24 protein-coding genes are annotated in these 22,118 nt (G+C 54.2%); 11 read left to right on the top strand and 13 right to left on the bottom strand.

The window, feature by feature from the left end; genetic code table 11:
* Positions 1 to 2: 2 nt before the first annotated feature.
* Genes RE6C_RS25910 through RE6C_RS25895 form a run of 4 tightly spaced genes read right to left on the bottom strand, consistent with a single transcriptional unit; the run spans position 3 to position 1,520 of the window.
* Positions 3 to 488: a phage holin family protein gene (locus RE6C_RS25910; RefSeq protein ID WP_008661424.1), complete on the bottom strand. Its 486-nt coding sequence runs from the start codon at positions 486 to 488 to the stop codon at positions 3 to 5.
* Between the two features lie 5 nt (positions 489 to 493).
* Positions 494 to 703, bottom strand: a complete 210-nt coding sequence (locus RE6C_RS25905; RefSeq protein ID WP_008661423.1) for a hypothetical protein — start codon at positions 701 to 703, stop codon at positions 494 to 496.
* Positions 700 to 1,086, bottom strand: coding sequence for a hypothetical protein (locus tag RE6C_RS25900; protein WP_008661422.1), 387 nt, complete (start codon positions 1,084 to 1,086; stop codon positions 700 to 702). Before RE6C_RS25900 ends, RE6C_RS25905 begins: the two co-directional genes overlap by 4 nt.
* A 2-nt stretch (positions 1,087 to 1,088) precedes the next feature.
* Positions 1,089 to 1,520, bottom strand: coding sequence for a CsbD family protein (locus RE6C_RS25895; protein WP_008661420.1), 432 nt, complete (start codon positions 1,518 to 1,520; stop codon positions 1,089 to 1,091).
* Positions 1,521 to 2,022: 502 nt separating this feature from the next.
* Here RE6C_RS25895 and RE6C_RS25885 point away from each other — a divergent pair.
* Positions 2,023 to 2,478 (top strand): TIGR03067 domain-containing protein, encoded by a 456-nt coding sequence (locus RE6C_RS25885; protein WP_008661417.1) that lies wholly within the window; start codon positions 2,023 to 2,025, stop codon positions 2,476 to 2,478.
* Between the two features lie 63 nt (positions 2,479 to 2,541).
* Positions 2,542 to 3,030, top strand: a complete 489-nt coding sequence (locus RE6C_RS25880; RefSeq protein ID WP_039963497.1) for a DUF1269 domain-containing protein — start codon at positions 2,542 to 2,544, stop codon at positions 3,028 to 3,030.
* A gap of 109 nt (positions 3,031 to 3,139) precedes the next feature.
* On the opposite strand, the gene RE6C_RS25875 is transcribed toward RE6C_RS25880, so the two are convergent.
* Entirely contained in the window at positions 3,140 to 4,180 is a 1,041-nt protein-coding gene (locus RE6C_RS25875) for a YheT family hydrolase (protein ID WP_008661414.1), read from the bottom strand.
* Positions 4,181 to 4,398: 218 nt separating this feature from the next.
* Here RE6C_RS25875 and RE6C_RS25870 point away from each other — a divergent pair, with 218 nt between their 5' ends.
* The 5 genes from RE6C_RS25870 (at position 4,399) to RE6C_RS25850 (ending at position 10,279) form a co-directional block, all read left to right on the top strand.
* Positions 4,399 to 5,070, top strand: coding sequence for a hypothetical protein (locus RE6C_RS25870; RefSeq protein ID WP_039963471.1), 672 nt, complete (start codon positions 4,399 to 4,401; stop codon positions 5,068 to 5,070).
* Positions 5,071 to 5,228: 158 nt separating this feature from the next.
* The gene (locus RE6C_RS25865; RefSeq protein WP_039963469.1) at positions 5,229 to 6,650 is read left to right on the top strand and encodes a mechanosensitive ion channel family protein; all 1,422 of its coding nucleotides are present in this window, start codon (positions 5,229 to 5,231) and stop codon (positions 6,648 to 6,650) included.
* Positions 6,647 to 7,915 carry a DUF2254 domain-containing protein gene (locus RE6C_RS25860; protein WP_039963467.1) on the top strand — a complete coding sequence of 423 codons (1,269 nt, stop codon included), beginning with the start codon at positions 6,647 to 6,649 and terminating at the stop codon, positions 7,913 to 7,915. The genes RE6C_RS25865 and RE6C_RS25860 overlap by 4 nt, the downstream gene beginning before the upstream one ends.
* A 43-nt stretch (positions 7,916 to 7,958) precedes the next feature.
* A complete protein-coding gene (locus RE6C_RS25855) occupies positions 7,959 to 9,251 on the top strand; it encodes a mechanosensitive ion channel family protein (protein WP_008661408.1) in 1,293 nt (430 codons plus the stop codon).
* Entirely contained in the window at positions 9,251 to 10,279 is a 1,029-nt protein-coding gene (locus RE6C_RS25850) for an AI-2E family transporter (RefSeq protein ID WP_008661405.1), read from the top strand. Before RE6C_RS25855 ends, RE6C_RS25850 begins: the two co-directional genes overlap by 1 nt.
* A 38-nt stretch (positions 10,280 to 10,317) precedes the next feature.
* On the opposite strand, the gene RE6C_RS25845 is transcribed toward RE6C_RS25850, so the two are convergent.
* The 8 genes from RE6C_RS25845 to RE6C_RS25805 all read right to left on the bottom strand — a co-directional run bounded on the left by RE6C_RS25845 (position 10,318) and on the right by RE6C_RS25805 (position 19,656).
* Positions 10,318 to 12,354 (bottom strand): flagellin family protein, encoded by a 2,037-nt coding sequence (locus RE6C_RS25845; protein WP_008661404.1) that lies wholly within the window; start codon positions 12,352 to 12,354, stop codon positions 10,318 to 10,320.
* A gap of 364 nt (positions 12,355 to 12,718) precedes the next feature.
* Positions 12,719 to 15,274, bottom strand: coding sequence for a right-handed parallel beta-helix repeat-containing protein (locus RE6C_RS25835; protein ID WP_008661403.1), 2,556 nt, complete (start codon positions 15,272 to 15,274; stop codon positions 12,719 to 12,721).
* 103 nt (positions 15,275 to 15,377) lie between these two features.
* Positions 15,378 to 16,397 carry an amidohydrolase family protein gene (locus tag RE6C_RS25830; RefSeq protein ID WP_008661402.1) on the bottom strand — a complete coding sequence of 340 codons (1,020 nt, stop codon included), beginning with the start codon at positions 16,395 to 16,397 and terminating at the stop codon, positions 15,378 to 15,380.
* Positions 16,398 to 16,992: 595 nt separating this feature from the next.
* Positions 16,993 to 17,475, bottom strand: a complete 483-nt coding sequence (locus RE6C_RS25825; protein WP_008661400.1) for a pyridoxamine 5'-phosphate oxidase family protein — start codon at positions 17,473 to 17,475, stop codon at positions 16,993 to 16,995.
* 144 nt (positions 17,476 to 17,619) lie between these two features.
* Entirely contained in the window at positions 17,620 to 17,892 is a 273-nt protein-coding gene (locus RE6C_RS25820; protein ID WP_008661398.1) for a GlsB/YeaQ/YmgE family stress response membrane protein, read from the bottom strand.
* Positions 17,893 to 18,001: 109 nt separating this feature from the next.
* On the bottom strand, positions 18,002 to 18,490 hold the full coding sequence (gene dps, locus RE6C_RS25815) for a DNA starvation/stationary phase protection protein Dps (RefSeq protein WP_008661397.1): 489 nt from the start codon (positions 18,488 to 18,490) through the stop codon (positions 18,002 to 18,004).
* A 69-nt stretch (positions 18,491 to 18,559) separates the two neighbouring features.
* Positions 18,560 to 19,366: an SDR family oxidoreductase gene (locus RE6C_RS25810; RefSeq protein ID WP_039963496.1), complete on the bottom strand. Its 807-nt coding sequence runs from the start codon at positions 19,364 to 19,366 to the stop codon at positions 18,560 to 18,562.
* 71 nt (positions 19,367 to 19,437) lie between these two features.
* Entirely contained in the window at positions 19,438 to 19,656 is a 219-nt protein-coding gene (locus tag RE6C_RS25805; protein ID WP_008661395.1) for a hypervirulence associated TUDOR domain-containing protein, read from the bottom strand.
* Positions 19,657 to 19,915: 259 nt separating this feature from the next.
* On the opposite strand from RE6C_RS25805, the gene RE6C_RS25800 reads away from it, so the two are divergent.
* The 4 genes from RE6C_RS25800 to RE6C_RS25785 all read left to right on the top strand — a co-directional run bounded on the left by RE6C_RS25800 (position 19,916) and on the right by RE6C_RS25785 (position 22,118).
* Positions 19,916 to 20,098, top strand: a complete 183-nt coding sequence (locus tag RE6C_RS25800) for a zinc ribbon domain-containing protein (protein ID WP_008661394.1) — start codon at positions 19,916 to 19,918, stop codon at positions 20,096 to 20,098.
* Between the two features lie 412 nt (positions 20,099 to 20,510).
* Positions 20,511 to 20,996: a nucleoside deaminase gene (locus RE6C_RS25795; protein ID WP_008661393.1), complete on the top strand. Its 486-nt coding sequence runs from the start codon at positions 20,511 to 20,513 to the stop codon at positions 20,994 to 20,996.
* Positions 20,989 to 21,459 carry a response regulator gene (locus tag RE6C_RS25790; RefSeq protein WP_008661392.1) on the top strand — a complete coding sequence of 157 codons (471 nt, stop codon included), beginning with the start codon at positions 20,989 to 20,991 and terminating at the stop codon, positions 21,457 to 21,459. The genes RE6C_RS25795 and RE6C_RS25790 overlap by 8 nt, the downstream gene beginning before the upstream one ends.
* 32 nt (positions 21,460 to 21,491) lie before the next feature.
* Complete coding sequence (locus RE6C_RS25785) at positions 21,492 to 22,118, top strand: DedA family protein (protein ID WP_008661391.1); 627 nt, start codon at positions 21,492 to 21,494, stop codon at positions 22,116 to 22,118.

The following is a 22,118-nucleotide window of genomic DNA, read 5'->3' as shown; positions in this document are numbered from 1 at the left end:
GATTACCTTTCAGAAAGGGGAGAGACTGGGTCGGGTGTGTAGTAGTGAGGTGGCTCGCGAAAACTCTGGAACGATTCGCGACGCATTTGATTTCGCGGGGATGTCGATGGTGAGATCATTGTGGCCTTCAGCCAGCGAACGTTCTCCGCCAATTCGGATTTCGTTTCAGACATCGCTGCGGTTGCGGCTTGAATCGCCTTGCCCGCGATGAACATCAAAATGCCGACAACAACGAAAGTTGCGACCGCGAGCGTCAATAAAGCACCGCCGGTCGAAAGTTCAGTCAGCTCGTCGAGCAAAAATCCGAAGCCGACCAGCAACACGGTCAGTGCGGAGCCTGCCAAGGCAACCGCGACGGCGGTGAAGATCGCGGCATTGGTCAGCTTTCGTTTCGCCGCTTGTGCATCGACTGACAACAATTGCAGTTGCAGTTCGCACAGGTCGAGAACGTCTCGCAAGACTTTTTGGATGCTGGCGTTGTTGGGCATATCAATCAGGAGGGTCGGCGTTTTACGAACCAACCAAGGGCGATGCCGACGACGCCAGCCGCAACGAGTGATGCGGTTGGGTACTTGGCAACGGATTGGTTGATGAATTTCAATTTGCTAGGCGACTCGCAATCCGCGTTGGTGTGGCGAGACTCGGGCAGAGCCTCGTCAAACTCAATGCGTCTGGGCGGTCGCGAATGTGCGGGAGCGATCATGTGGATGTTCGGTTGGTCAAGATGCGGTTGATTTGTTGCGCCGCCACGGAACTGGCCTGCCTCAACGCGAGTGTCATCACAGTTCCGGCGATGCCTGCTACCAAACCCTTCTTCGCTGGTGCGGGAGTCGACTCAGTACCGCTTGGTGTTTCGCGGATAATGATTCGCTCCGGCGTTCGCTTGTGGGGAACGACCAGGAATCCGAGTGCCGCGACACCTGCCAGAATCGGCAGTGGGTGCCGCGACATGTGATACTTCCAATCCGTCAGTTGGCGAACTCGGACGCGAGCATCGTCAACTTCATAGGGAAGCTCCGTTCGGATCTCAGCCATTCGCTGTTTGATCGCAGCGGATTGTTTTTTCGTTGCAAGCGTGGTCGCCATGACTATTTCTTGTTACCGAAGAACAGGATTGCACCAGCGGCGATACCGAGTCCGAACGCGATCGCCAACGATTCACCGGGACGTGTTCGGACGGTGTCGGCCAACTTGGCCCCGTACTCACCGGACTGCGATGCCAGGCGTTGGTAGTTTTGCCGAGCGTAGGCGGCGGCATCTGCGGCGGCGGCCTGGGCGGCGTCGCTGTATTGCTGAACGGTTTCAGATGCTTGATCGGTGAAGTTCCGGCTCAACACGCTGTCGAGAAACTTTTCGATCTCGTTTTGCGTCGCACCAGTCTTCTGTTGAACGACTCCGACCAGCTGCTCAGCCGAACCACGAGCTTGCTGCAGGTCGTCTTCGGTCAGCTGGCCCCAATGCTCTTTCAAGCGGCCTTTGACTTCGTTCCAGTGACCCTGCAATTCTTGACGATTAACCATGAGTTGAACTCCTTTAAATGTGTGTTGTCTCGGTTGCGATCTCGTCTGAGATGGCGAAGGGAGAGAAACGCATTTCGCGGGCCAAAACGTCTTCGCATTTCAAAATCGCCGTGATAGTTCGTGGTTTGGCTATAGCGGGCGTTGGCGAAAACGCTGTTGGGGGATTCCTCGAGCCGAGTCATCGTTTCTTTAACAACGTCGTTTGAAACGGGTTTGCGGATCTTCGCCGGTGCTTTCGAGAGCACGTTGGTCGGTCGTCGTTCAGTGGGACGCGTTGATTCAGTCTTCGGCACCGATTGCGATTGGCTCGTGTGGTCGTGCGCAAAAATCGAGTCCGGCAATTGCCAGCTGGTATGGCGATTGCGTTCGATTGGCACGTTAAGAAAGTTCAACTTCCCGAGGCGTGCGGTTGATGTAGTCGTTGACTGACGATGCGAAGGCATTCCGCTTTCCTCGGCGAGTATGAAAACAATCCAATCACATCTAAAGAAGGATCCGTCCCATGCCACGCTACGCAATGCTCGCCGTTTTGCCTTGTCTCTTGTTTGCCCCAGTTGTTCCGGTCCAAGCCGATGAGCACACCGATTCCATGCTCAAGCAACTGGCGGGAGTTTGGGAAGTTGAAGAGGGAGTCAACCAAGGCGAGGAGATCACGGAAGAGGAACTGGAAGGAACGATCATGAAGTTCGAAAAGAACATGATCGTCACCTATGACCGTGAGCAACGCGAAGTTTATCGAGCCATGTTCACGCTCGATGAAACAAAGAAGCCCGTTCACATCGACATGACAACCGAGATGAAAGGGATGCCCCCGATGAAGTCGTTCGGAATCATCAAAATGGAAGAAGGCGATGAATTCGAAATCTGCTACGCGTTGCCCGGTGCGGATCGTCCGAAGAAGTTCGAGTCTCCAAAGGGCAGCAAGGTGATGCTATTTGAGGCTGAACGCGAAGACTGATCTGAGCGAAACGATTCCCAGTGAAATCCCAAACCGATGCAAATCAATTCCCAGGAGAAAGTCATGAGTCAGCAATGCCTAGTTGCAGAGTATTCCAATCGCGAAAAGTTGGCGGTCGCCGTTGAGGCCCTTCAAAAGGATGGTTACACGCCGGATGATTTCAGTGTCATCACGGCGGCTGAGCATCCGCATGAAGTTGCAAGTGACAATGCCGGGAGCGACATGGCGTCGTCCCCACCAGCGGAAAAGACGACGGGGGCAGCGACTTTGGCCGGAGGTGCTATCGGGGCCCTGTTGGCCGCTCCCACCATGATCGGGCCGTTTCTCGTTGCCGGTCCGATCGCCGGAATGGCTGCGGGAGCGGTGGGAGGCGGCTTGCTCGCGTCGGTCAAAACGTGGGGTTTGGACGACAAGGCGAGTGCCAACTACGAGTCCAACCTGAACGCCGGGTCATCGCTGATCGTGATTGAAGGTGACAAGGCAAAGCTCAACACAGCCGCCCAAACGCTGAAGACGTGCGACCCGGTTTCGGTCGAGCGTTACGAAGCCTGATCAAGGTTGTCACTCGGTTGAATGATCGCTGGATCGCGTGTGGCTGAATCCGTTCATAGCGGGTCAGCCTCTTTTTATGTCAGCGTGTTGGTCATCGTTGATCGCTCAATCATAGGACCGCGTCGAAGAATGCGATTGTGGACGCTTCGTGCCATCGTCGTCGGTTTTGGTCAAAGAACCCGGTGTGGCCACCGGATTCGCACAGGATCGGGTAAAGAGCCTCGTTCTTTTCCCATTCAATCCCTTCGAATACTTCCGGGACGACAACGGGATCGTCCTTGGCATGCAGAAGCAATGTGGGTGTGCGAATCGATTGCATGGAATCGACCGCCGAATTTTCGGCGTAGTAGTCTTTGGCTCCCTCGTATCCAAAACGCGGGGCGGTGAATTGATCGTCCAGTTCCCAGACAGACGAGACGCTGTTCAGCGTGGATCGTTCGTCATCGGTTAGCTCTGCGGAACTACGCAGCAGTTCATCGCGTTGCTTGTTCAAAAGATACTGGTCGAATGCCTGATTCGATCCCGTTCGCAAGTTCTTCGATGTGATTTCCATGTCGAGCGGCGCGGAGACGCTGACCGCCGCATCGAAGTTGGATTCCGCACCGGATTCCGCCAGATACTTCAGCAATAGATTGGCACCCAGCGAGAATGCCACGCACGCGAGGCCGTTTCGCGTCCACTCTGGTCGTTCTGCTCTCAGGTGTTCGGTGAGGTGGCAAACATCGGCGGTCAAACCCGGGTGATGAAAGCGAGCGCACTTCGAAGCCGATTGTCCCGCACCACGATGATTCCAAAGCAAAACGTCGTATCCATTGGTGTTCAGTCGCTGGCCTAGCGAACGCATATATCGACTCAGTGCATGTCCGCCCATTCCGTGAAAAACGGTGACCAATGGTTTGTCGGCTTGTTTGTCAGTGGCGGGAAAGTAGTAGCCGCTCAGCTCATCGGGCGGGGTGTGGTCGTCTGGAATAGAGATTCCAATCGAGTCTGGCCGGGTATCTAAGGACAGCTGCGGGTTCAACCATTTCACTGAAATTGTTTGCAGCCAACCGCCGTGGCAAAGCGGATGCGGCTGGAAAGGCTCGATCGCTTCAATGCGATCCGTCGCCGCAGTAACACGTTTGTCACGGTTTGTTGAATCGTCGGCCATCGTGTCGCTTTCCTAGAATAGAAGCTTGTCAGTTTCCGCAGAGTCTCGCTTCAGGACAATGCAATCGAAGCAAGGTGCTGCGAGCAAGTCGTGCGTTCAGCGTCGTTGAAGGAGAGTGCCAAAAAGGACGCGAATTTCAGGCCAAAGCGATTTGGAACGGTGTTTGCGTAGATCCCCTCATAACAACTCTTCCATCAAACTGAACTCGGGGATCGACGATGACACATTCAACCAACTCGCGACATGCTGCTGTGGCCATAGTGGCCACGGTGCTGACCGCGATGTTCGCGATTACTGTTGCGAATGCAGACGACGGGCTATTCGACACCGATGGAGCTTCCACTGTGGCCGGAGACATTCTGGAATCACGTGGCGATCTGGCGGAAGGATTGGGACGAGGTGCCGTGCTGCGTTCGCTTTCCGCGAAGCGGTTCCAAGAAGCGATCGACAAGCAACTCGAGAACCGAAAAGAATCGGTCGAGCTGTACTACGACATCAAACAGCTTCGTGAGGAACAGCTGAAGGAGGATCGTATGTCCGCATCGGATCGGATGAAAATCGCGAACAAACAAAAACCGGATCGCTTGAACGAGAATCAAATCAAACGCGACACCGGTGAGATCTACTGGCCCGAACCGTTGGACAGTCCTGTCCTAGAACCCTACCGACGTCCAATCGAAAAGACGCTCGCGAAACGCCATCAACCCAATGCTGAATACCGGGAATTTGACTTCATCAAAGTTCACCGGATGGTGAAACGGATGGAAGAAGCGATCGATTCGATCAGAGACGAATTGGATGTCCGTGAACTGGTTGCGCTGAAAGACTACCTGGTGCAGATCGACTACGAAGCACGCTTCGACAGCAAAAACAATCGTGTCGACTTCTGATCGTTCGATTGAATTCGTTATTTCTTGACAAGATGCCTGAGGCCGACGGAGTCTCGGGCATCTGTCGTCTCAGGTGTTTCTCCTGCGGGCTTTCTTCACAACAGCTCGTTCGGTAGTTGTACCGCGTTCAATTTTGTTCCCGCACCAATTATCTGTTCATGCCTCGATCACTCTTTCTATCACGCGGGGTGATGCTATGTCTCGCATTGCTTGTTTGCGCAAGCTCACAAGAGACGGTCGCTCAAGAAGACACGCCCACAGCTGAAGATATTGCCGCTGAGGTGACGGGCGATGGTCAGGAAGGCGACAAAAACGCTGTCCAGGTCGCGGACGAAGTTCAGGTTGACCCGATCAATAGTGATCAGCGAATCGAAACTCGGCTGCAGGAGATCATGGAAGCCACTGGTTGGTTCACTGATCCACAGGTGAAGGTTGATCGTGGTGTTGCCTTCCTTAGCGGGATATCGGATACCAAGAGTCACCGAGAATGGGTGGAGGCGACTGCGATCAAGACTTCGGACGTGGTCGCCGTGGTCAATCGACTGAAGGTTGCTGAGCTTCCGCTTTGGAATTTCGCTCCGGCGATCGCATCGCTCAAACAACTTGGCCGCGAAGCAACCGGCGTGCTGCCGTTGGTGTTGGTCGCATTGGCGGTTGGGTTCGTGTCTTACTTTCTCGCTCGTGCCGGCGCGGGATTGACTCGCTGGTTCACCCGTTCGCGAATCGACAGTGCCCTGTTGCGGCAAGTCGTTGGGAATGTTGTCGGTGTGTTGATCTTCATCATTGGAGTCTACGTCGCGTTGCGAGTGTCAGGTCTTACAAGGTTGGCCGTCACGTTGTTGGGTGGTACGGGGTTGGTTGGCCTAGCGCTCGGGTTTGCTTTCCGCGACATCGCGGAAAACTACTTGGCCAGTATCTTGATATCGCTGAATCACCCGTTTCGAGTAGGTGACTTGATCGAAGTCGAAGGAGCGAAGGGGTTTGTCCGCAAAGTCACAACACGGGGAACGGTGCTTAACACACTGGAAGGCAACCAGATCCAGATGCCCAACAGCACTGTCTACAAAGGAAAGATCATCAACTACACGGCAACCCCCCTGAGTCGACGTGATTTCACCGTCGGCATTGGTTTTGAGGATTCGATCGTGGAGGCTCAAGAGATCGTCATGTCGGTCTTGGACGATCACATTGGTGTGGTCAGCGACCCAGCCCCGATCGCGATAGTCGAATCTCTTGGATCTGCCACCGTGAATTTGCGAGTTTACTATTGGTTCGACCAAACGACTCATTCGCCGCTGAAGGTCAGCAGCAGTGTCATCCGACTGGTGAAGCAAAAACTGACCGACGCAGAAATCACCATGCCCGATGAGGCTCGTGAGTTGGTATTCCCTCAAGGCGTGCCCGTCCAAATGGTGGAGCAATTGCCGACGGCACCGCCGACTTTGCCCGAGAAGTCTCAGTCTGCTGATGAACCCACCACGTCCGTTGGTGAAGGTGACTTGGGAGCCGAGCAAACGGAAGTCTTGCGTGCAACGGAACACGATGAGACAGTTGACGGCGAGGCGAACCTAATCGCATGAAGGCCTATCTACAACAACTATTGTATCGAATTAAAGGCAGTTACTGGTTCATTCCATCGTTGATGGTGCTATCCGCTATTGTGCTGTCGCAGATCACGATTTGGACCGATCGAACCGTCGGCAACGCTTGGTTACAGGAATATTGGTTCACGTCGATGAACCAACCCGACGGTGCACGTGCGTTGCTTGCGACCGTTGCGGGATCCATGATCACCGTGGCCGGCGTGACGTTCTCGCTGACCATCTTGGCCGTCTCACACGCAACATCGCACTTCGGTCCGCGATTGCTGGACAACTTCATGCGAGATCGTGGCAATCAAATCACGCTCGGCACCTTTGTCGCGACATTTTTGTATTGCCTATTGGTTTTGCGAGTTGTCCGCGGCGGTGCGGTGCCCGAAAGTTGGGACTTGTCGGTAGAAGCTTTTGTTCCGCAACTTTCGCTGTTTGTCAGTCTCGTGCTGACGATTGCCAGTGTTGGCGAACTGATCTACTTCATTCACCATGTGCCGGACAGCATCCATATTTCGACGGTTCTGCGTCGATTGTCGGTCGATATGTCCGAGAAGTTCGAGGAGCTGTATCCCGAGACGGTGGGACAAGCGTTGGCCGAAGAAAGAGACGTTCCGCGTTTGTCTAGCGACTTTCTTCACGCGGTTCGATCGGACGTGACCGGTTACTTGCAGGGGATCGACGATGATGAGCTGATCCAATTTGCAAAGACCAACCAAGCGGTTGTGCGGTTGAGCAAGCGTCCAGGGGATTTTGTATTTCGTAGTGAGATCATCGCTGAGGTCACGCGAATGCCCGAATGGAGCGAGGAGCACGCAAAGAAGATTCGCCGCGGTTTCACCATCGGATATTCACGAACGCCAACTCAGGATGTGTTCTTCATCTTGAATGAGTTTGTGGAAGTCGCGACGCGAGCCTTGTCACCAGGTGTAAACGATCCGTTCACAGCGATGCAGTGCATCGATTGGTTGTCGGATGGATTGGTGCAGTTGTCGCAACGACAGCTTCCGACCCGATACCGGATGGACGAGCAAGGCGAACTGCGAATCATCACGACGGACGTGACGCGAGCGGATTTCGTTCATTCGATGCTTTGGCAACTGGTCCCTTATGTACGAAATGATCGGAACGCATCGCTCTACTTCATTGCATCGTTAAAGCGGGTGATTGAAATTTCTAGGTGTAAGAAACTCAACGAGCTGATTGAAGGACCCATCCGCGATCTCGAAAAGGCCCTCGAAGATGAAAACTGACGCCAAAGCTAGCGATGAGTCATGTTGTTGCGGAATATTCAGCATGATTCGATGCATGTTCTTTGTCGCGATTACCCTTTGCATCGCAGATGGTTCAATTCGCGTTTCTGCTCAGGAGACGGCTGAATCGGAGTCCGTGGAAGATGCCAACGCGCCGGCTGAAACCGTCGCGGTTCAAAATATAAGCGATGATGAAGCCATTCGCGATCGACTGACGAAGATCTTCGAGTCTGCAAAGGAAGCAGGTTGGCTGTCCGACGCGGAAGTCGAATTGCAAAGCGGTATTGTGACGATTCGGGGTCAGGCTGATACGGAGGAACATCGTCAATGGGCTGAAAACGTGGCTCGCAAAACTGAGGATGTTGTCGCAGTGATCAATGAGATGTCAATCAACAGCGCCGTTGATCTGGCTTCGACACGCGAGGTGGTCACCAAGTCCTTGGATTCATTGTGGACCGATTTTCTGGTTCGTTCGCCATTGTTGGTTGCCGCATTGTTCGTTGTTTTACTGACAACGCTGTTATCAAAACTGGCGAGTTGGGTCATTCATCGGTTGCTAGACAATCGCGGGATGCGAACCAGCCTGAAGGACTTGGTCAATCAACTGTCCTCGATCGCCATTTGGATTGTGGGACTGTTGATTGCCACGGTCGTTGCGTTTCCAGGCATGACTCCGTCAAAGGCATTGACCGTTTTAGGGTTGGGGTCCGTAGCTATTGGCTTCGCTTTCAAAGACATCTTCGAGAACTTTTTTGCAGGTATTTTGATCCTGTGGAGATATCCGTTCGACCGCGGCGACTTCATTACGTGCGGAGATCTGACCGGCGAAGTCAAGCAGATCACGATCCGCAACACTTTGATTCGAAAGCTGGATGGTGAGTTAGCGGTTGTCCCCAACGCTTCGCTGTTCAAAAACAACGTCGATGTATTGACTAGTCAACCGCAACGTCGAGTTCGCATCATATGTGGGATTGCTTATGACGAAGACGTCGATCAATCTCGCGATGTGATCAAGCACGCAGTTCAGTCGTGTGAGACGGTGCAAGGCAAGCGAACCGTCGAAGTCTTTGCGAAGGAGTTCGCCAACTCTAGCGTTAACTTCGAGGTCGCTTGGTGGGCGGGATCGAAACCGCTGGATATTCGCCGAAGCCGCGATGAAGTTGTCGCAGCGATCAAGCGTGATTTGGACGCCGCTGGGATCGAGATCCCGTTCCCGTATCGAACGCTGACATTCAAAAACCCTGAACACCTTGGCTTCCAATCGCCGGCGTCGGCCAGTCAATCCGATCGTTCAGATGAAAACCGCTCCACTCGAACTGAAGAAAGCGAATCCTGATGGATCACACCGCTTTTGCAAAACGCGTGCTTCTAGCCAGCGGCATTGTTCTGCTGGTCGTTGCAAGTGCTGGGCTGCTTTACGTCGCGCGCAATTTGTTGCCACTGATCTTTGGGTCGGTGCTCATTGCAGTTGTTCTAAACCAACTGGCTGATCTTATGGGACGATGGGTTCCGTGGGACCTCTCGCGAAATTTCCGAGCTGGCTTGGTGGTCTCTACAATCGCTGTGCTTTCTAGTCTGACGATCTATTCGTTTGCGAGCTCAGCTGCTCAAAAGGCGGCTCAATTCAATGATCGCATCGAAAGCTCGGTTCAGGAAGCGTTTAAATCATTTAAACAACAACCGCTTGTTGAAGATCATTTGAAAGACGATGCGAAGCTCAGTTCAATGTTGCCTTCCTCAGCCAAGTCCTTTGGGCTGGCAAAAAACTTTTTCGCGTCCGCGTTTGGTGGGGTGGCGGATTTTTTGATCCTACTCATTCTTTCAATCTACTTCGCGATCAGTCCTGAAAAGTACCGGGTGGGGGCGATTCGACTGCTTCCAACCGCTTGGCGAGAGAAGACATCCGAATTGCTCTCGGAATCTTCGAAAACGTTGTGGCGTTGGATGATCGGTCGCTTGATTGCGATGGCATTGGTGGGAATTGTGTTTGGGATCGGTCTCGCTGTAATCGGTGTTCCCATGCCGATGGAATTGGGCGTGTTTGCGGGGCTGGTAACGTTCATTCCAAACATCGGAGGCATCGCCGCCGTTGTGCCCGCGTTACTGTTGGCGTCACAGGAAGGGTCGACAGCGTTTGTCAGCGTTCTGGTTCTGTACCTGGTGATCCAAACCATTGAAAGCTATCTCATCACGCCGATGGTTCAGCAGCATCAGGTCGAGCTACCACCGGCAATGGTCATTTTGGCCCAGATCATCGGTGGACTCGTCTTTGGTTTCTGGGGAATCGTTTTCGCGACGCCAATGTTCGCGGTCAGCATGCTGTGGGTCAAACAGATTTACGTCGAGGATTGGTTGGAAAGCTGATTGGATGGAGATTTGGCGAAACGATGTTGTTGAAGCCATCACCCCAGCAACGAGAGTACGTTTCGTGGGTTTTGATTGGCGAGCGAAAGAACGTTGGTGCCGGATTGCACAAGAATCTGCGCACGCGTCAGATTCGCGGATTCCTGAGCAAAGTCGGCATCGCTTATAGATGAAACTGCTTCTTGAAGGTTCGCTTTCGTTTCACTCAGCGAGACAAGGCTACTTTGCAGGGTTGTGGTTTGGAACGATCCCAATCGCCCACGCATGTTCGAGACTTTCTCCATGACCTCGTCGATGACCTTGGCCGCACCGTGAACATCGTTGGTCAGCGATTTGGATTGCCCGCTACCAAGTTCATACAGTCGCCCTGCTGCTCCGCCGAGCTTTCCTGTTGAAACGCTGCCGATGCCAAGCGACGCGCGTTGCGCACTAGTGGCATCCGGTCCAAGCTGAAACGTTGCTCCTCCGCCGGTGACGCTGAAGCTGAAATTGGAGCTGCTGCCGTCTTCAACGGTGATTGAAAGGTCCAAGGTGGATGTGTTGATCGACAGTTTGTTTCCGCTTCCGCCTGCTGTCACACCGTTGACGGTTGCTTCGACGTCACTTCCGAGACCACGGGTTTCACTCAGACTACTTTTGAACGTGCCTGCCTCACCTTCGCCAATCACCTCGATTTCGACGGACTCGTCGCTGCCGTAATTTTGGCTCGTGAAGTTCAGCCCGTTTTCAGTACTGGCAACCACTCCGGTTGAATCACTCACTAAGTTGACCGCGGCAGCAATTTGAAGAGCGGTCGCACCGTCGGAGAACTGGAAGGTTTCGCTGCCCATGCTTCCTCTAAGTTCGAAGATGAGATCTCCGTTTAGCTTGGGCTCAAAATTGGTGGTATTTGGATTGAAATCATCCGCGGTCAGGTTCAGGCGTTGTGATGGTCCGGTTGTTTCTTCTCCGTCGCTGTCGATCACCGTCGCGGTCAGTTCGGTGCCATCGGAAAGTGCCGGGAGGTCGTTGACCAGTTGAGCAATGTCGACGAACCCTTTGGATGTCTCGTCGGTACCCAAAGCGATGTTAACGGTGTTGGTCTGTTCATCGTAGGACGCCGTGGTCGCGGCTTGATCCGAGTCGGTGTATGCAATCGCGATGTTGCCGCCGTCACTGCGCGCAACTTCGATCCCAGCGTGAACCGGCCGGACGACTCCTGTTTGCTGTGTATTCTCGAACGGCCCTCCCTCCCAATTGGCCTCGATGCCGGGCAGACTGTTGATCGCTGACGCACTGAAAGCGATGCTGTGCGGCTGATCATACGAGTCGTAACGAAGCGTCAAAACGCCATCATTGATCGATGCTGCCGGAAGGCTGTTGAAGTTACCGTCGTCGATGAATTGAACCGAGTCGAAATCGCCAGTGATACGGATACCACTGTCGTTCAGCACCGCGTGATAGTACGTGTTGGTTTCGAGTTTGCTCGTTGCAACCGCATCACCATCTAGTGGTGGGTCAAAGGCGTCCCCATTGATGGAAATGCCCGCTTTTGTCGCAGCGGCCGCAACGTTGACTTCCACGTCCACGCTGCCCGCCGTGCCGAGATTCGCTTGGTCAATCGCGTAGTCGGCAATCCCGGGCGTGGTCGAAAGCGTGCTGACATAGTCTTGCGAACCGTCGAGCAACTTTCGACCTTGAAAGGTGGTCGTTTGTGAGATTCGATTGATTGCCTCAAGTGACGAGTCAATCTGCAATTGGTTGGCTGCAATTTCAGCATTTGACAGGCCGCCGGTATTGGCCGCTTCCACGACCAAGCCGCGGATGTCGTTGAGCAAGTTTCCGACTTGGCCGAGCGCGGCGTCGGCGGTACTGATGATCTGACTGGCACGTGTCGTATTGCTGATCGCTTTGGTCAGCCCAGTGATTTCCGCCCGCAAACTTCCGCTGGCCAAAACACCCGCCGGGTCATCCGAACCCTTGTTGATTCGCAATCCCGTTGACAGACGCGTGAGCGACTGCTGCAAGTCATTGTTGCTGGACGCCAGGCGGTTCTGGGCGACCAACGACGAAACGTTGGTGTTGATACGAGTCATGGCAGCGTGGGCAAGGCGAGCCAGTGTTGTTAAAAGAATGACGACGAAAATTCAAGAAATCATGACACCTTTCCAAGGCTTGTCTCAGAGTCTCAACATGGTTGTGTTCAAAATTTGCCTGAATCCCTTTTGCCCCATGCCTCATCCGCTACAGCCCCATCAATCCGTCGTGACTTCATCCGCCGACAGACTTCTGTCCCATTTACGATCATGCACGCGTTGAAGTCGTCGAGGATGTCGTAGCTTCCGACGTTTGAAAGACGCTGCAAAAGAGACTTTGCGGAAGTGACGCACGTTTCTGCGACATCGGGCAAAGTGATGACAGGTAGACGCATCGCATGCTAACGCGCGTCTGGCACACCGCTCACTCTGAATGAGTCAATTGAAGATCATCGAGCAGAACCACCGCATCAGTGTCCGCCTGACTCACAAATCCCAGCCAGTCGAGTTGTTCCCACTCATCGCTGACGAGCGGTAGCTGATCAAACGTTTTCTTCAGTTGGTTGGGGATCGTCACTGAGACGCTCCATTGGCCCGCATTTTTACCCAGCTTTGCCGTGACATCGATCAGGATCCACTCGTTGATTGGGAGTTCTGTCAGAATGCGATTCGAAGAACGTAGCTTGCTGTTTTCGAACCACAGGCTGGGGCCGCTTTGGTAAGGGTGGCTGGAATTTCGCCACTCATGCTGGAAAACGGCGTTCTTTCCCAGTCGGATCGCGAACTGGCAACTCGTCGTGCCTTCACTGTGCTTCGGGCTGAGAGTCAGCATCGGATAGTAACGGTGCTTCTGACCGGGCGTGTCGGTGAACTGCAAGACCTTGGTCCCGCTTCTTGCTACCGGTGACTCGATCACCTGGATTCCGCCGAGTTCCGGCGTGACCGAAACGGATGAGCCAACCGGGCGATCGCCGTATTCAAAGTCTTCGCGAAAGGTGAGCGGCGGAGGGGGAGGTGCCTGACGCATTTCCGGCAACGAAAGCGACTTGGCGTGTTCTTTCCATGCTTCGTCACCATAGACGCCCGCTTGCGATGCATCGAATGGCTGAAAGCCAATCGTTTTCGCGACCGATGGGTCTGCAAAACGGAAATCATCGTTCAACGGATCGACGAACAGCGGATCCGCAACGATTGAACTGTCGCTTGTATCGGCCTTTCCAAGCTCAACCGGCTTGCCCATTCGCCAATACAGGTTGCCACCAATTTCAACGCCACCGTCGCCCCAGTTGCCATGAAACAATTTCTCGGAATCCCACAGAACGATGTTCCGTTCGTAGGTGAAGGAAAGATGCTTTTCAACTCGACTTCGCCGGATCTGGTATTCGCGACCGAACGCAAAGATGTTGTTGCGAATCACATTCTCGCGGCCGTAGTGCTGGTGATACCCGCCGGATTTGGTGCGATAGACGAGGTTGTTTTCCAACAAAATGCCGGTGCTGCCTTCGTCGTTGTACAGCCCCCACCCGCCGTATCCCCAAGACTCAATGTCATGGATCCGATTGCCTCGCAGCACAGTGCCCTGCGACGGCCCCAGCGTGTAGATGCCGCCCATGTCACTGAGCCAGCCTTTGCCGAGGTGGTGGATGTGGTTGTTTTCGATTCGATTTCCCGATGCCAGACTTCGATCGTATCCCCAACGCCAACCGACCGAGATGCCGGTGTAGTACATGTTCGAAATTTCGTTGTGCGTGACTTCGTTGTCAGCACTGTTGCCAATCCAAACGCCGACCGCACATGGAAAGAGATGCCCAGCATCGTAGATGATGTTGTTGTCGACAACGATGTCGTGAGTCCATTCAGATTCGTTCGATGCAATTCTTGTTTCACCAACACGCACTCCACCTGCGCCCAAGTCGTGCACGAAGCACTGCCTCAGGAGGCCTCCCGTGCAGCCCTTGCGGAACCAAATGCCATACCCACCGGTGTGACCAATCTCGCAATGATCGAACACGACGTTTTTCGTCCCGTCGATTTGCACCGCGGCCTCAATCGGAGAGGCCGCTTGGGATGGATCAAAGCCGGACCGCGGCGTGAGCATGCCGCAATGTCGGAACGCGATGCCGCGAAATTCCAGGCCTTCAACGAACTGATCGTTCGCCGCGTCGCCCTGGATCACTACCAGCTCTTTGCAGACGGGAACGATGAACTCAGCATCCTCCATCGATTCACCCGCACGAGGTTGGTAGCTGAGTTTTCCTCCCGGTGCCAGGAAGAACTCCCCCGGTTCGTCGAGTGCCGCGGCAAAATTTTCAAGGACGTAACCCGTGTTGCGTGTCAGCGGGTTCCAACTTTTCATCTTCCTCCCTGAGATGACCAACTGGCCGTTCTTCGCATCGGCGCTGTCCAGGAATCGGCGGGTGGTATCCCATTTGTGAAACGCCAGGATTTGTACTTCTCGAATCTCTTCCGGAGTGAGTCCTTCCAGGCTGGCAATGTCTTCTGGACGTACTGAGATTGTTTGCCGAGCACGCCTGCCGCCGTCGATCGGTTGTTCTCGGCATCCAACCATGTAGTGAAAAAAATTGTCCGGTTCGCGTGCTCTGACAGCCCGTTGCCCGTTGACCCACATCTGTTCAAAACGCCATTCCGGCGGAAGCTGCGTCGTCCAAGTGCCTCCTTCGCCCTCGGACCACTGAGCCGATATCAGACGACCTCCTGAGATCACCGGGGTTGTCCCCGGTGCGGCTTCGTAAGTCACATTTCCATCGCCGACTTCAAACGTCAACGGCTGCGCGATTTCATAACGACCATTTCCCACGAGAACACGAGCGGATTCACTTGGTCGATCAATCCGGAGTTTGCGGATCGCGTCGCGGGCTTCGGTCAGGAATCGAAAGGGGCGGGCCTTACTTCCGTCACCACCAGCAGTTGCATCGGCGGCGACATGGAGATCCCAATCGCTGTACGCGATATTCGACATGGTCAGAAGGGCCAGCAACAGGCAGGCAGTTGTCTTCATGCAAAATGTTTGAAAGGGAAGATGGAAAGAGAACGGGGAAGGCGGCGGCAGTCGCCCCAGCATGTTATTCAACGACGCCTTTTCGAAGGTCTTTTCGCGGCTTCCACTTGTAGGCTGCGAGGGCGTTTTTCCAGAAGTACTTTTCCTGGAGCTCACGTGGTTTGTCAGCGAAGTATTCTTTCGCGATGCCCACGACTTCTTCCAAAGGAGCCGCTCGGTCGCTGTTGGGCCAATCGCTGCCAAAGAGGATTCGGTCGTCTCCAAACACCTCGATCAGTCGATCCAGGCCTGGACGATGCACCTCCAGATCTTTCACGATCTTGCCTGAGATGCGATGAATCAAGCCCGAGAGTTTGACAAACACATTTGTTCGATGATGCAGGTCATTCAACACGTTGTCGTAAGCCGCTTGGTTGGCGGCGGTTGGTTCTAATCGTGGCAGGTGATCGATGACGATGCGCAAGTCTGGCAGACGTTCGTTCAGCTTCACGACGGCTTCCAGCAATCGCACGGATGGGTTGGCAACATCCAACGACAGATCGAGATCCACCATCAAACGCATCCCTTTCATGAACACGTCGTCCTCGATCACCTTCGTCAAGTCGTAGCCCCACAGGGTTCCGTAGCGGATGCCTCGAAACAGAGGGTTCTTCGCATGTCGAGCGAGAAGTTCACCAAAGTCCGGTTTCTCTGGCCGCAGATTCCCAACCAGTCCCAGCATCATGTCGTCGGGCTGCATGACTTGCAGTGCCCACAGGTTGTCTTCCACCCACGGACTGGCTTCGACCTTGATTGCACCGGTGATTCCTAGTGGAACGGCAAGCTTGCGATAGTCAGCCGGCAGGGCGGTGGTGGGAGAATCGCCTCCGGGGCCAACGTAGGGTGCACCCTGTGGACGCGATCCGTCAAAGAGATGAATGTGGCAATCAATGATGGGAATCGGTTTTTCTTGGGGACTCGGTGCCGCAATCAGAGGTTCCGTCATCGCCGCCGCTCCCACGGCAACGGTGCCCTTCATGAATCCACGGCGGGTCGTGTGTTCGTCGGATGGGACCGAACGATCGGAGAAGGATTCACTGCTCATGCTGGTACTGGTCTATGTAGAGGTCGTGCAGTTTTAAAGTGCTGTGCTCGTGACGTCCCGCGAACCTCGCGCTTTGGCAAAGGGCGAGTCGATTTTGCTGTCGGTTGGCCGCTCTTGGCCGACGTCCGCAACTTCGACGGGCAAGAGTGCCCATCCTACAGACATCCAAAACTTGGACGGGCAGGAGTGCCCATCCTACATGGGTTGAAACCTCATTGTCGGTTCAATCGACCAGCAGCAGCTGGAGGATTGCGAGCGTTCGGCGAGAACTACGGAGGAGGCGAGTGCGTGTTGTTTCCCATGCGCGGCCCCCTCCCTCGCGTACGCCTGAACGGCTTCGCTCGACCTCCGCCAAGCTTCGTTTCGGGAGAGGTAAACCGTGTGCAAATCTGCCGAAAAGCGGCAACAGGAAATTGCACAACCTCTGTATTCGAAAGGAGCATTGGGGGCTGTGCCGTGGGAAGAATCTTTATGGTGCGTTTGTGTTTGGCTTCGCTTCCTGAATCTGGAGGACACGTGTTATACAAAAAGAGCGCGATGAATCATCATCGTGCTCTTTGGACTGAACTCTCGTTGTGATTGTTTGAAGCTAGCTTCAAAGCGAAACGGTAGCGTTGATGTTTTTGTCGGTTTCGGCTCGTTCGCCCTGAACATAAGCCTTGCCTGCACGCAGCAGATAGTTGATGCCAGTGAAGCCGCTGTTGTCCCAATATTCCCCGCGTTCGGGCTCAACGCGAAGCAATGTGATGTTGGGATCGTTTTTGCCTTCTGGGAACCAAACCTTCCAGGCTTCCTTCCACAGTTCGTCCAGCTTGGCCCGATCGTCGGTGACTCGGCATTTGCCGGACAGCGTCACAAATTTGTTTGAACCTTGCATCGTTACCGCGACATCACGGTCCAACATCAGCTCAGCGATCTTGCCAGAGTTCCGATTGGTAACGAACCACAATTGGCCGTCGTCCGTTGCTTCCGCGATCGCCATGGGGCGAGCGTCCATACCACCGTCATCTGCTTTCGTGATCAGCATCGCGGTATCAAAGTCTTGGATCAGGTCGATTAGCTTTTCGTGAGTATTCATCGTGCTTCTTTCGGTTGAAGTATTTCGGAAACGATTGCAAAGAGTCGCAAATCGGAGGCCAATGCGAACGAAAATCAGCCAACACGAAAAAAGGCGAGAGGAAAAACCTCTCGCCAATTTGTGTGACAGTCGCTCGTCAGCCAATCAATGGGTGATCGATTGCTGTGAACTGCTATTCCAGCGAGTCGCGATTGCGAGCACCGCAACGGCACCGATGATGGAACCGATCCATCCGGACGCTTGCATGGCCGATCCGCCAAACAACAGGAAGGCGAGGAAGCCGCCGACGAATGAACCGACAACACCGAGCAAGATTGTTTTGACGATGCCGAGGTTTTGCCGTCCGGGATAAATTAGCCGGGCGAGGGCGCCGACGATCAAACCGAAAATGATCCAGCCAATGATTGGAATCAACATGTGTGAGCTCTTTGTGTGAGTGGAGGAAAAGTCCTTCGTAGTTGCGTCCGCAATTCATGCGATCAGCGGACGGCCGACGAATTGCCGGCAATGGCGTCCGTCGCGGGGATCAGACTTCTTGGGCCTGAAGCATCCACAGATGCTTCTCGAGTTCACCCGAGATTGCGATCAGCATGTCTTCGCTGATCGCGTCGAGATCGCCGAGTTTCTCAATCGCCGAACGCAGCGACTCGATGACTTGTTTCAAAGCGTCCGCGACTCGCGAAATTGTTTCGGAGACTTTCACGAATCCGTCAGGGTAGCCTGCCACATTGCTGTCGGCAGCGACCGTGGAAACGCGGCCGTCAGCTGGAATGCCGAGTGTAACGATCCGTTCGGCGACTTCATCGCTTCCCGCTCGAACGGAATCAATGATCTCGTCGAGTTGCAAGTGAATGCTTCGAAAATTAGGACCCACGACGTTCCAGTGGGCTTGCTTCATCAGCAAAGCCAGATCGATCAGGTTGGTCAGGTTGTCTTGCAACAAAGCAGTGACTTCCGCGGTGGTTTCGTCTTGAAGAATATCGCGTTTGAATTGAGTTTGGGTTGTAGTCGACATCGTTTGAACTCGTTGGTGTTTGTGATGGCAGTGACTGCCGTTGATAGTGAAAGGGCTCGAATGGTGGGGCTACTGAGCCAAGTAGTCTTCTCGAAAAGCACTGGCGGCGAGTGGTGCGGCGGCTTCAAAGCCACCGTCAATCGGCCAGCGTGCCCCGGTGACAAATCCCGCTTGCTCGCCGGCAAGAAAATTGATGACGGCCGCGACTTCATCGGGGTGACCAACCCGGCGGACCGGAATCGCCTCCCGTGGTGAGCTCTCGGCGTCATCGGGATCCATGTCGTTCATCGGAGTGGCAATTTCGCCGGGGGCGACGGAATTGACCGTGATGTTCAGCGGAGTCAGATCCAACGCCAAACACTTCACCAAACCACCCAAAGCGTGTTTGGTCATCGTGTAGAGCGTGTCGACCGGACTGGCGATCGCTTCGTGAACACTGGTCACGACAATGATTCGACCCGGAGTTGATTTGGCGTCGCCTTCCAAACCGCCCGGCAACATGTGATGCACGGCTCGCTGGATCGCAAGCGTTGCACCAATCGTGTTGACGTTGAATATTCGCTGAGCGGTTTCGACGTCGAGATCAGGCATCGTTTGATTGACCATCATCCCAGCGTTGTTGACAAACACATCGAGGCCGCCCAGTTCGTCAACCATCTCATCGACGACTGGATTCGCAGTGTCAGGGTTGGACAGATCCAACTGTTTGACCACGCACACACGTCCTTCGGCTTGAACCATTTCAGCGGTGCGTTTGGCGTCGTCTTCACCATGTGCGTAGGTGATTGCGACATCGTGTCCGGATCGAGCGAGGGCGACCGCGGTTGCGCGGCCGATGCCTGTGCTTCCGCCGGTGATGATTGCTTTGCGATTCATGGGTTTGTTTGAAATTGTTGGAAGCGGAAATTTGCTTTTGGTTGTCGAACTCACATCAGAAGCGAATCGCCTTACGCGTCCTGCAGTTCGCTTTCGCTCTTCAGCACGTGATCACCGTCTTCTTGCTCGATGTAGTAAGCCGGTTCGTCATCGCTGGCGTTCCGCGTCACGTCGTTGCCTTTGATGGTTTTGGTCACCCTTTCTTTGTAGGACTCTTTGATCTGTCCCTTGGCCGTTCCACCGCCGTAGTTCCACTGAACGTATTGGTTGATTTGAAACTTTTGGCTCACGGGAAGTCCTGTCAATTTGAGTGAGGTTTGGTTGGGCGAATCAAGCTTCGCTGAACGTGTTGCTGCGTTGTGATGAAGCCCTGAAGCAAACGGCGGGCCAAAACCCTCGCCGTTATGATTGGCTCGCCGATTGCGGGTGACTTTTGACGGAAGACTTCTCAAGCAAACACTGCCTTTCGAGGCGCAAACGCCGGCATTGTTTTGATTTCTACTCGAAACCTGCTGTCCTGATCCCACCGCTTTCAAACGGAACACCACGATGAACGAACCCAAACAAGACACCGCCCCTCTCAACCACACTCCTTGTCCCGGATGCGGCAAGCCGGTGGACGACCGCGTTCCCGCGTGTCCCAACTGCGGCGAGAAAATCTATGTTGAGCATCCGGGAGGAATCACTCCGACGAGGCACGAGAAGTTGCCCGCGAACGACCCTCGGAAGTAACGGTTTGGCGGCTTGTTGAACCCTGTGCGCGTCGGCTTGGGTTTGACTACCTCAGACCATGGCAAAGCCCCAACTGGTCCGGGTTGCATGCCGAAGTTGAGCGATCCAGCAGCCTGAGACGCATTGGGTTGATTTGACGCGAAACGGTCGATTGCAGACCAAGCAATGCTCTCAATCGAGTTTCAGGCTGAGCATAGATCGTTGCTCAGGCCTCCAAATCTGCGATATCTGGTCGCTCAGTGCTGATGATCGACCCAAAACCGCGCCGGTCGTCACCTCCGGTCCAGTGCTGTTCAGAAATCAAGTGAATCGCGGGCTGTGCGGCACTTGGTGAAGGTTGCGGCACGGTACTTGCGATGTATCTAATTTTGTCAATTCATTCCTTCATCGGTTCAGATCTATGTCCTCATCCATGGCAGTTAACAGCGAAACGCTTCGCCAGTGGATGAAGTCCGTCGTGACGAAGACGATTGAAGGTGTGGCCATGGGTGAACATCCTTTTGGCGCAGGTGTCTTCACCGAAAGCGGGAAGCAAATTTCAGTTGCTCACAATCAAGTGGTATCGACCTGCGATCCGACTGCGCACGCCGAAGTGGTGGCCATCGGAAAGGCAGCGAAGAAGCTAGGTGGACCAGATCTTTCCGGTTTGTGGCTTGTTTCGACTGGTGAACCGTGCCCAATGTGCCTAGCCGCGATTGGATTGGCCGGCATCGAACACGTTGCCTATGGCGCGTGTGCATCAACGATTGAAACTGCCAACTTCGGCACATTGGGATTGAAGGCCAGTGAGCTTGCAGAGCAGTTGTCACCGCCGATCAAGTTGACCGGTGGCGTGCTGGAGTACGATTGCTCGGCTCTTTTGATCAACCATCGCAAGAAGGACTCTGACGATGGTTGAGCTGAACGTGCAGGTCGCACATGAATTGCCGCTGCCAACGATCGGTATGAAGAATGTTCTTGTCGTGGATGATGTCGCAGTCATGCGAACGATCATCTCGCGAGTCCTTCGCAATCTGGAAGTTGAGAGCGTTCAGGCGGCGGATGGTTGTGAAGCGTTCGAGTTGCTGTCCAAGCAGAGCGTCAACGCGGTGATCACTGATATCGAAATGCCCAATTGGAGCGGTTTCGATTTGGTCGACGCGATGCGGCGGTCGAAAGACCAGCGAATTGCAACGTTGCCCGTCATTGTGACGAGCACCTTGGGAAGCAAAGCCATCGCCCGGAAAGCCCGACGATATGTCGGCGTGTATTTTCTTCCGAAACCCATCTCCGTCACTCGGTTGAGTGTCACTCTGAAGATGATTGCGACCAGTCGTTGGTTGCACGAGCGGTTTTCGGATGGTCGAAGAATTTGTCTTTGACTTGACCCGCACTCGTTAGGTCTTGTTCAATCATGGATCAGTGGATCGAAAGTATTTTGGAACAGTTCGGTGCATTCGGCGTTGGAATGCTGATGTTACTGGAGAACGTGTTTCCTCCTATTCCGTCCGAATTGGTGATGCCGTGGGCTGGTTACTCAGTCAGCCAAGGGCAATCCTCTTTTATCGCGGTTGTCATCGCGGGCAGCACTGGCTCATTTGTCGGTGCCTATGCGTGGTACTGGGTAGCTCGCCGGATCGGAAAGGAGCGGCTCGCGACGTGGGTGGACAAACATGGTGCTTGGCTGACCATTTCCCGGAACGACATCGACCAAGTTGATCGCTGGTTCGAACGTTGGGGTGCGGCGGCCGTGCTTTTGTGTCGTCTGATCCCTGGGCTTCGAACACTCATCAGTGTCCCGGCAGGTTTCGCGAACATGCCAGCGGCAAAATTCTCTGCTTACACTGCGATCGGGACTATCGCTTGGACAGCACTCTTGGCCGTGATCGGATTGTGGTTGGGTAAAAACTACGGTGACTTGGCAGGTCCACTCAGTTGGGTGAGCTCGGGTGTCATTGCAGTGATGCTTGCGATATGGGTTTACCGCCTGGTTCAGCAGCATCGTGAGAGAAGCGATCGTTCCGTTGCTCACTCACGGTGA

This window comes from Rhodopirellula europaea 6C, assembly GCF_000338295.1.
GTDB classification, from domain to species: domain Bacteria; phylum Planctomycetota; class Planctomycetia; order Pirellulales; family Pirellulaceae; genus Rhodopirellula; species Rhodopirellula europaea.
The sequence above is the reverse complement of the archived record's forward strand: the minus strand, read 5'-3'. Positions and strand labels throughout refer to the sequence as shown.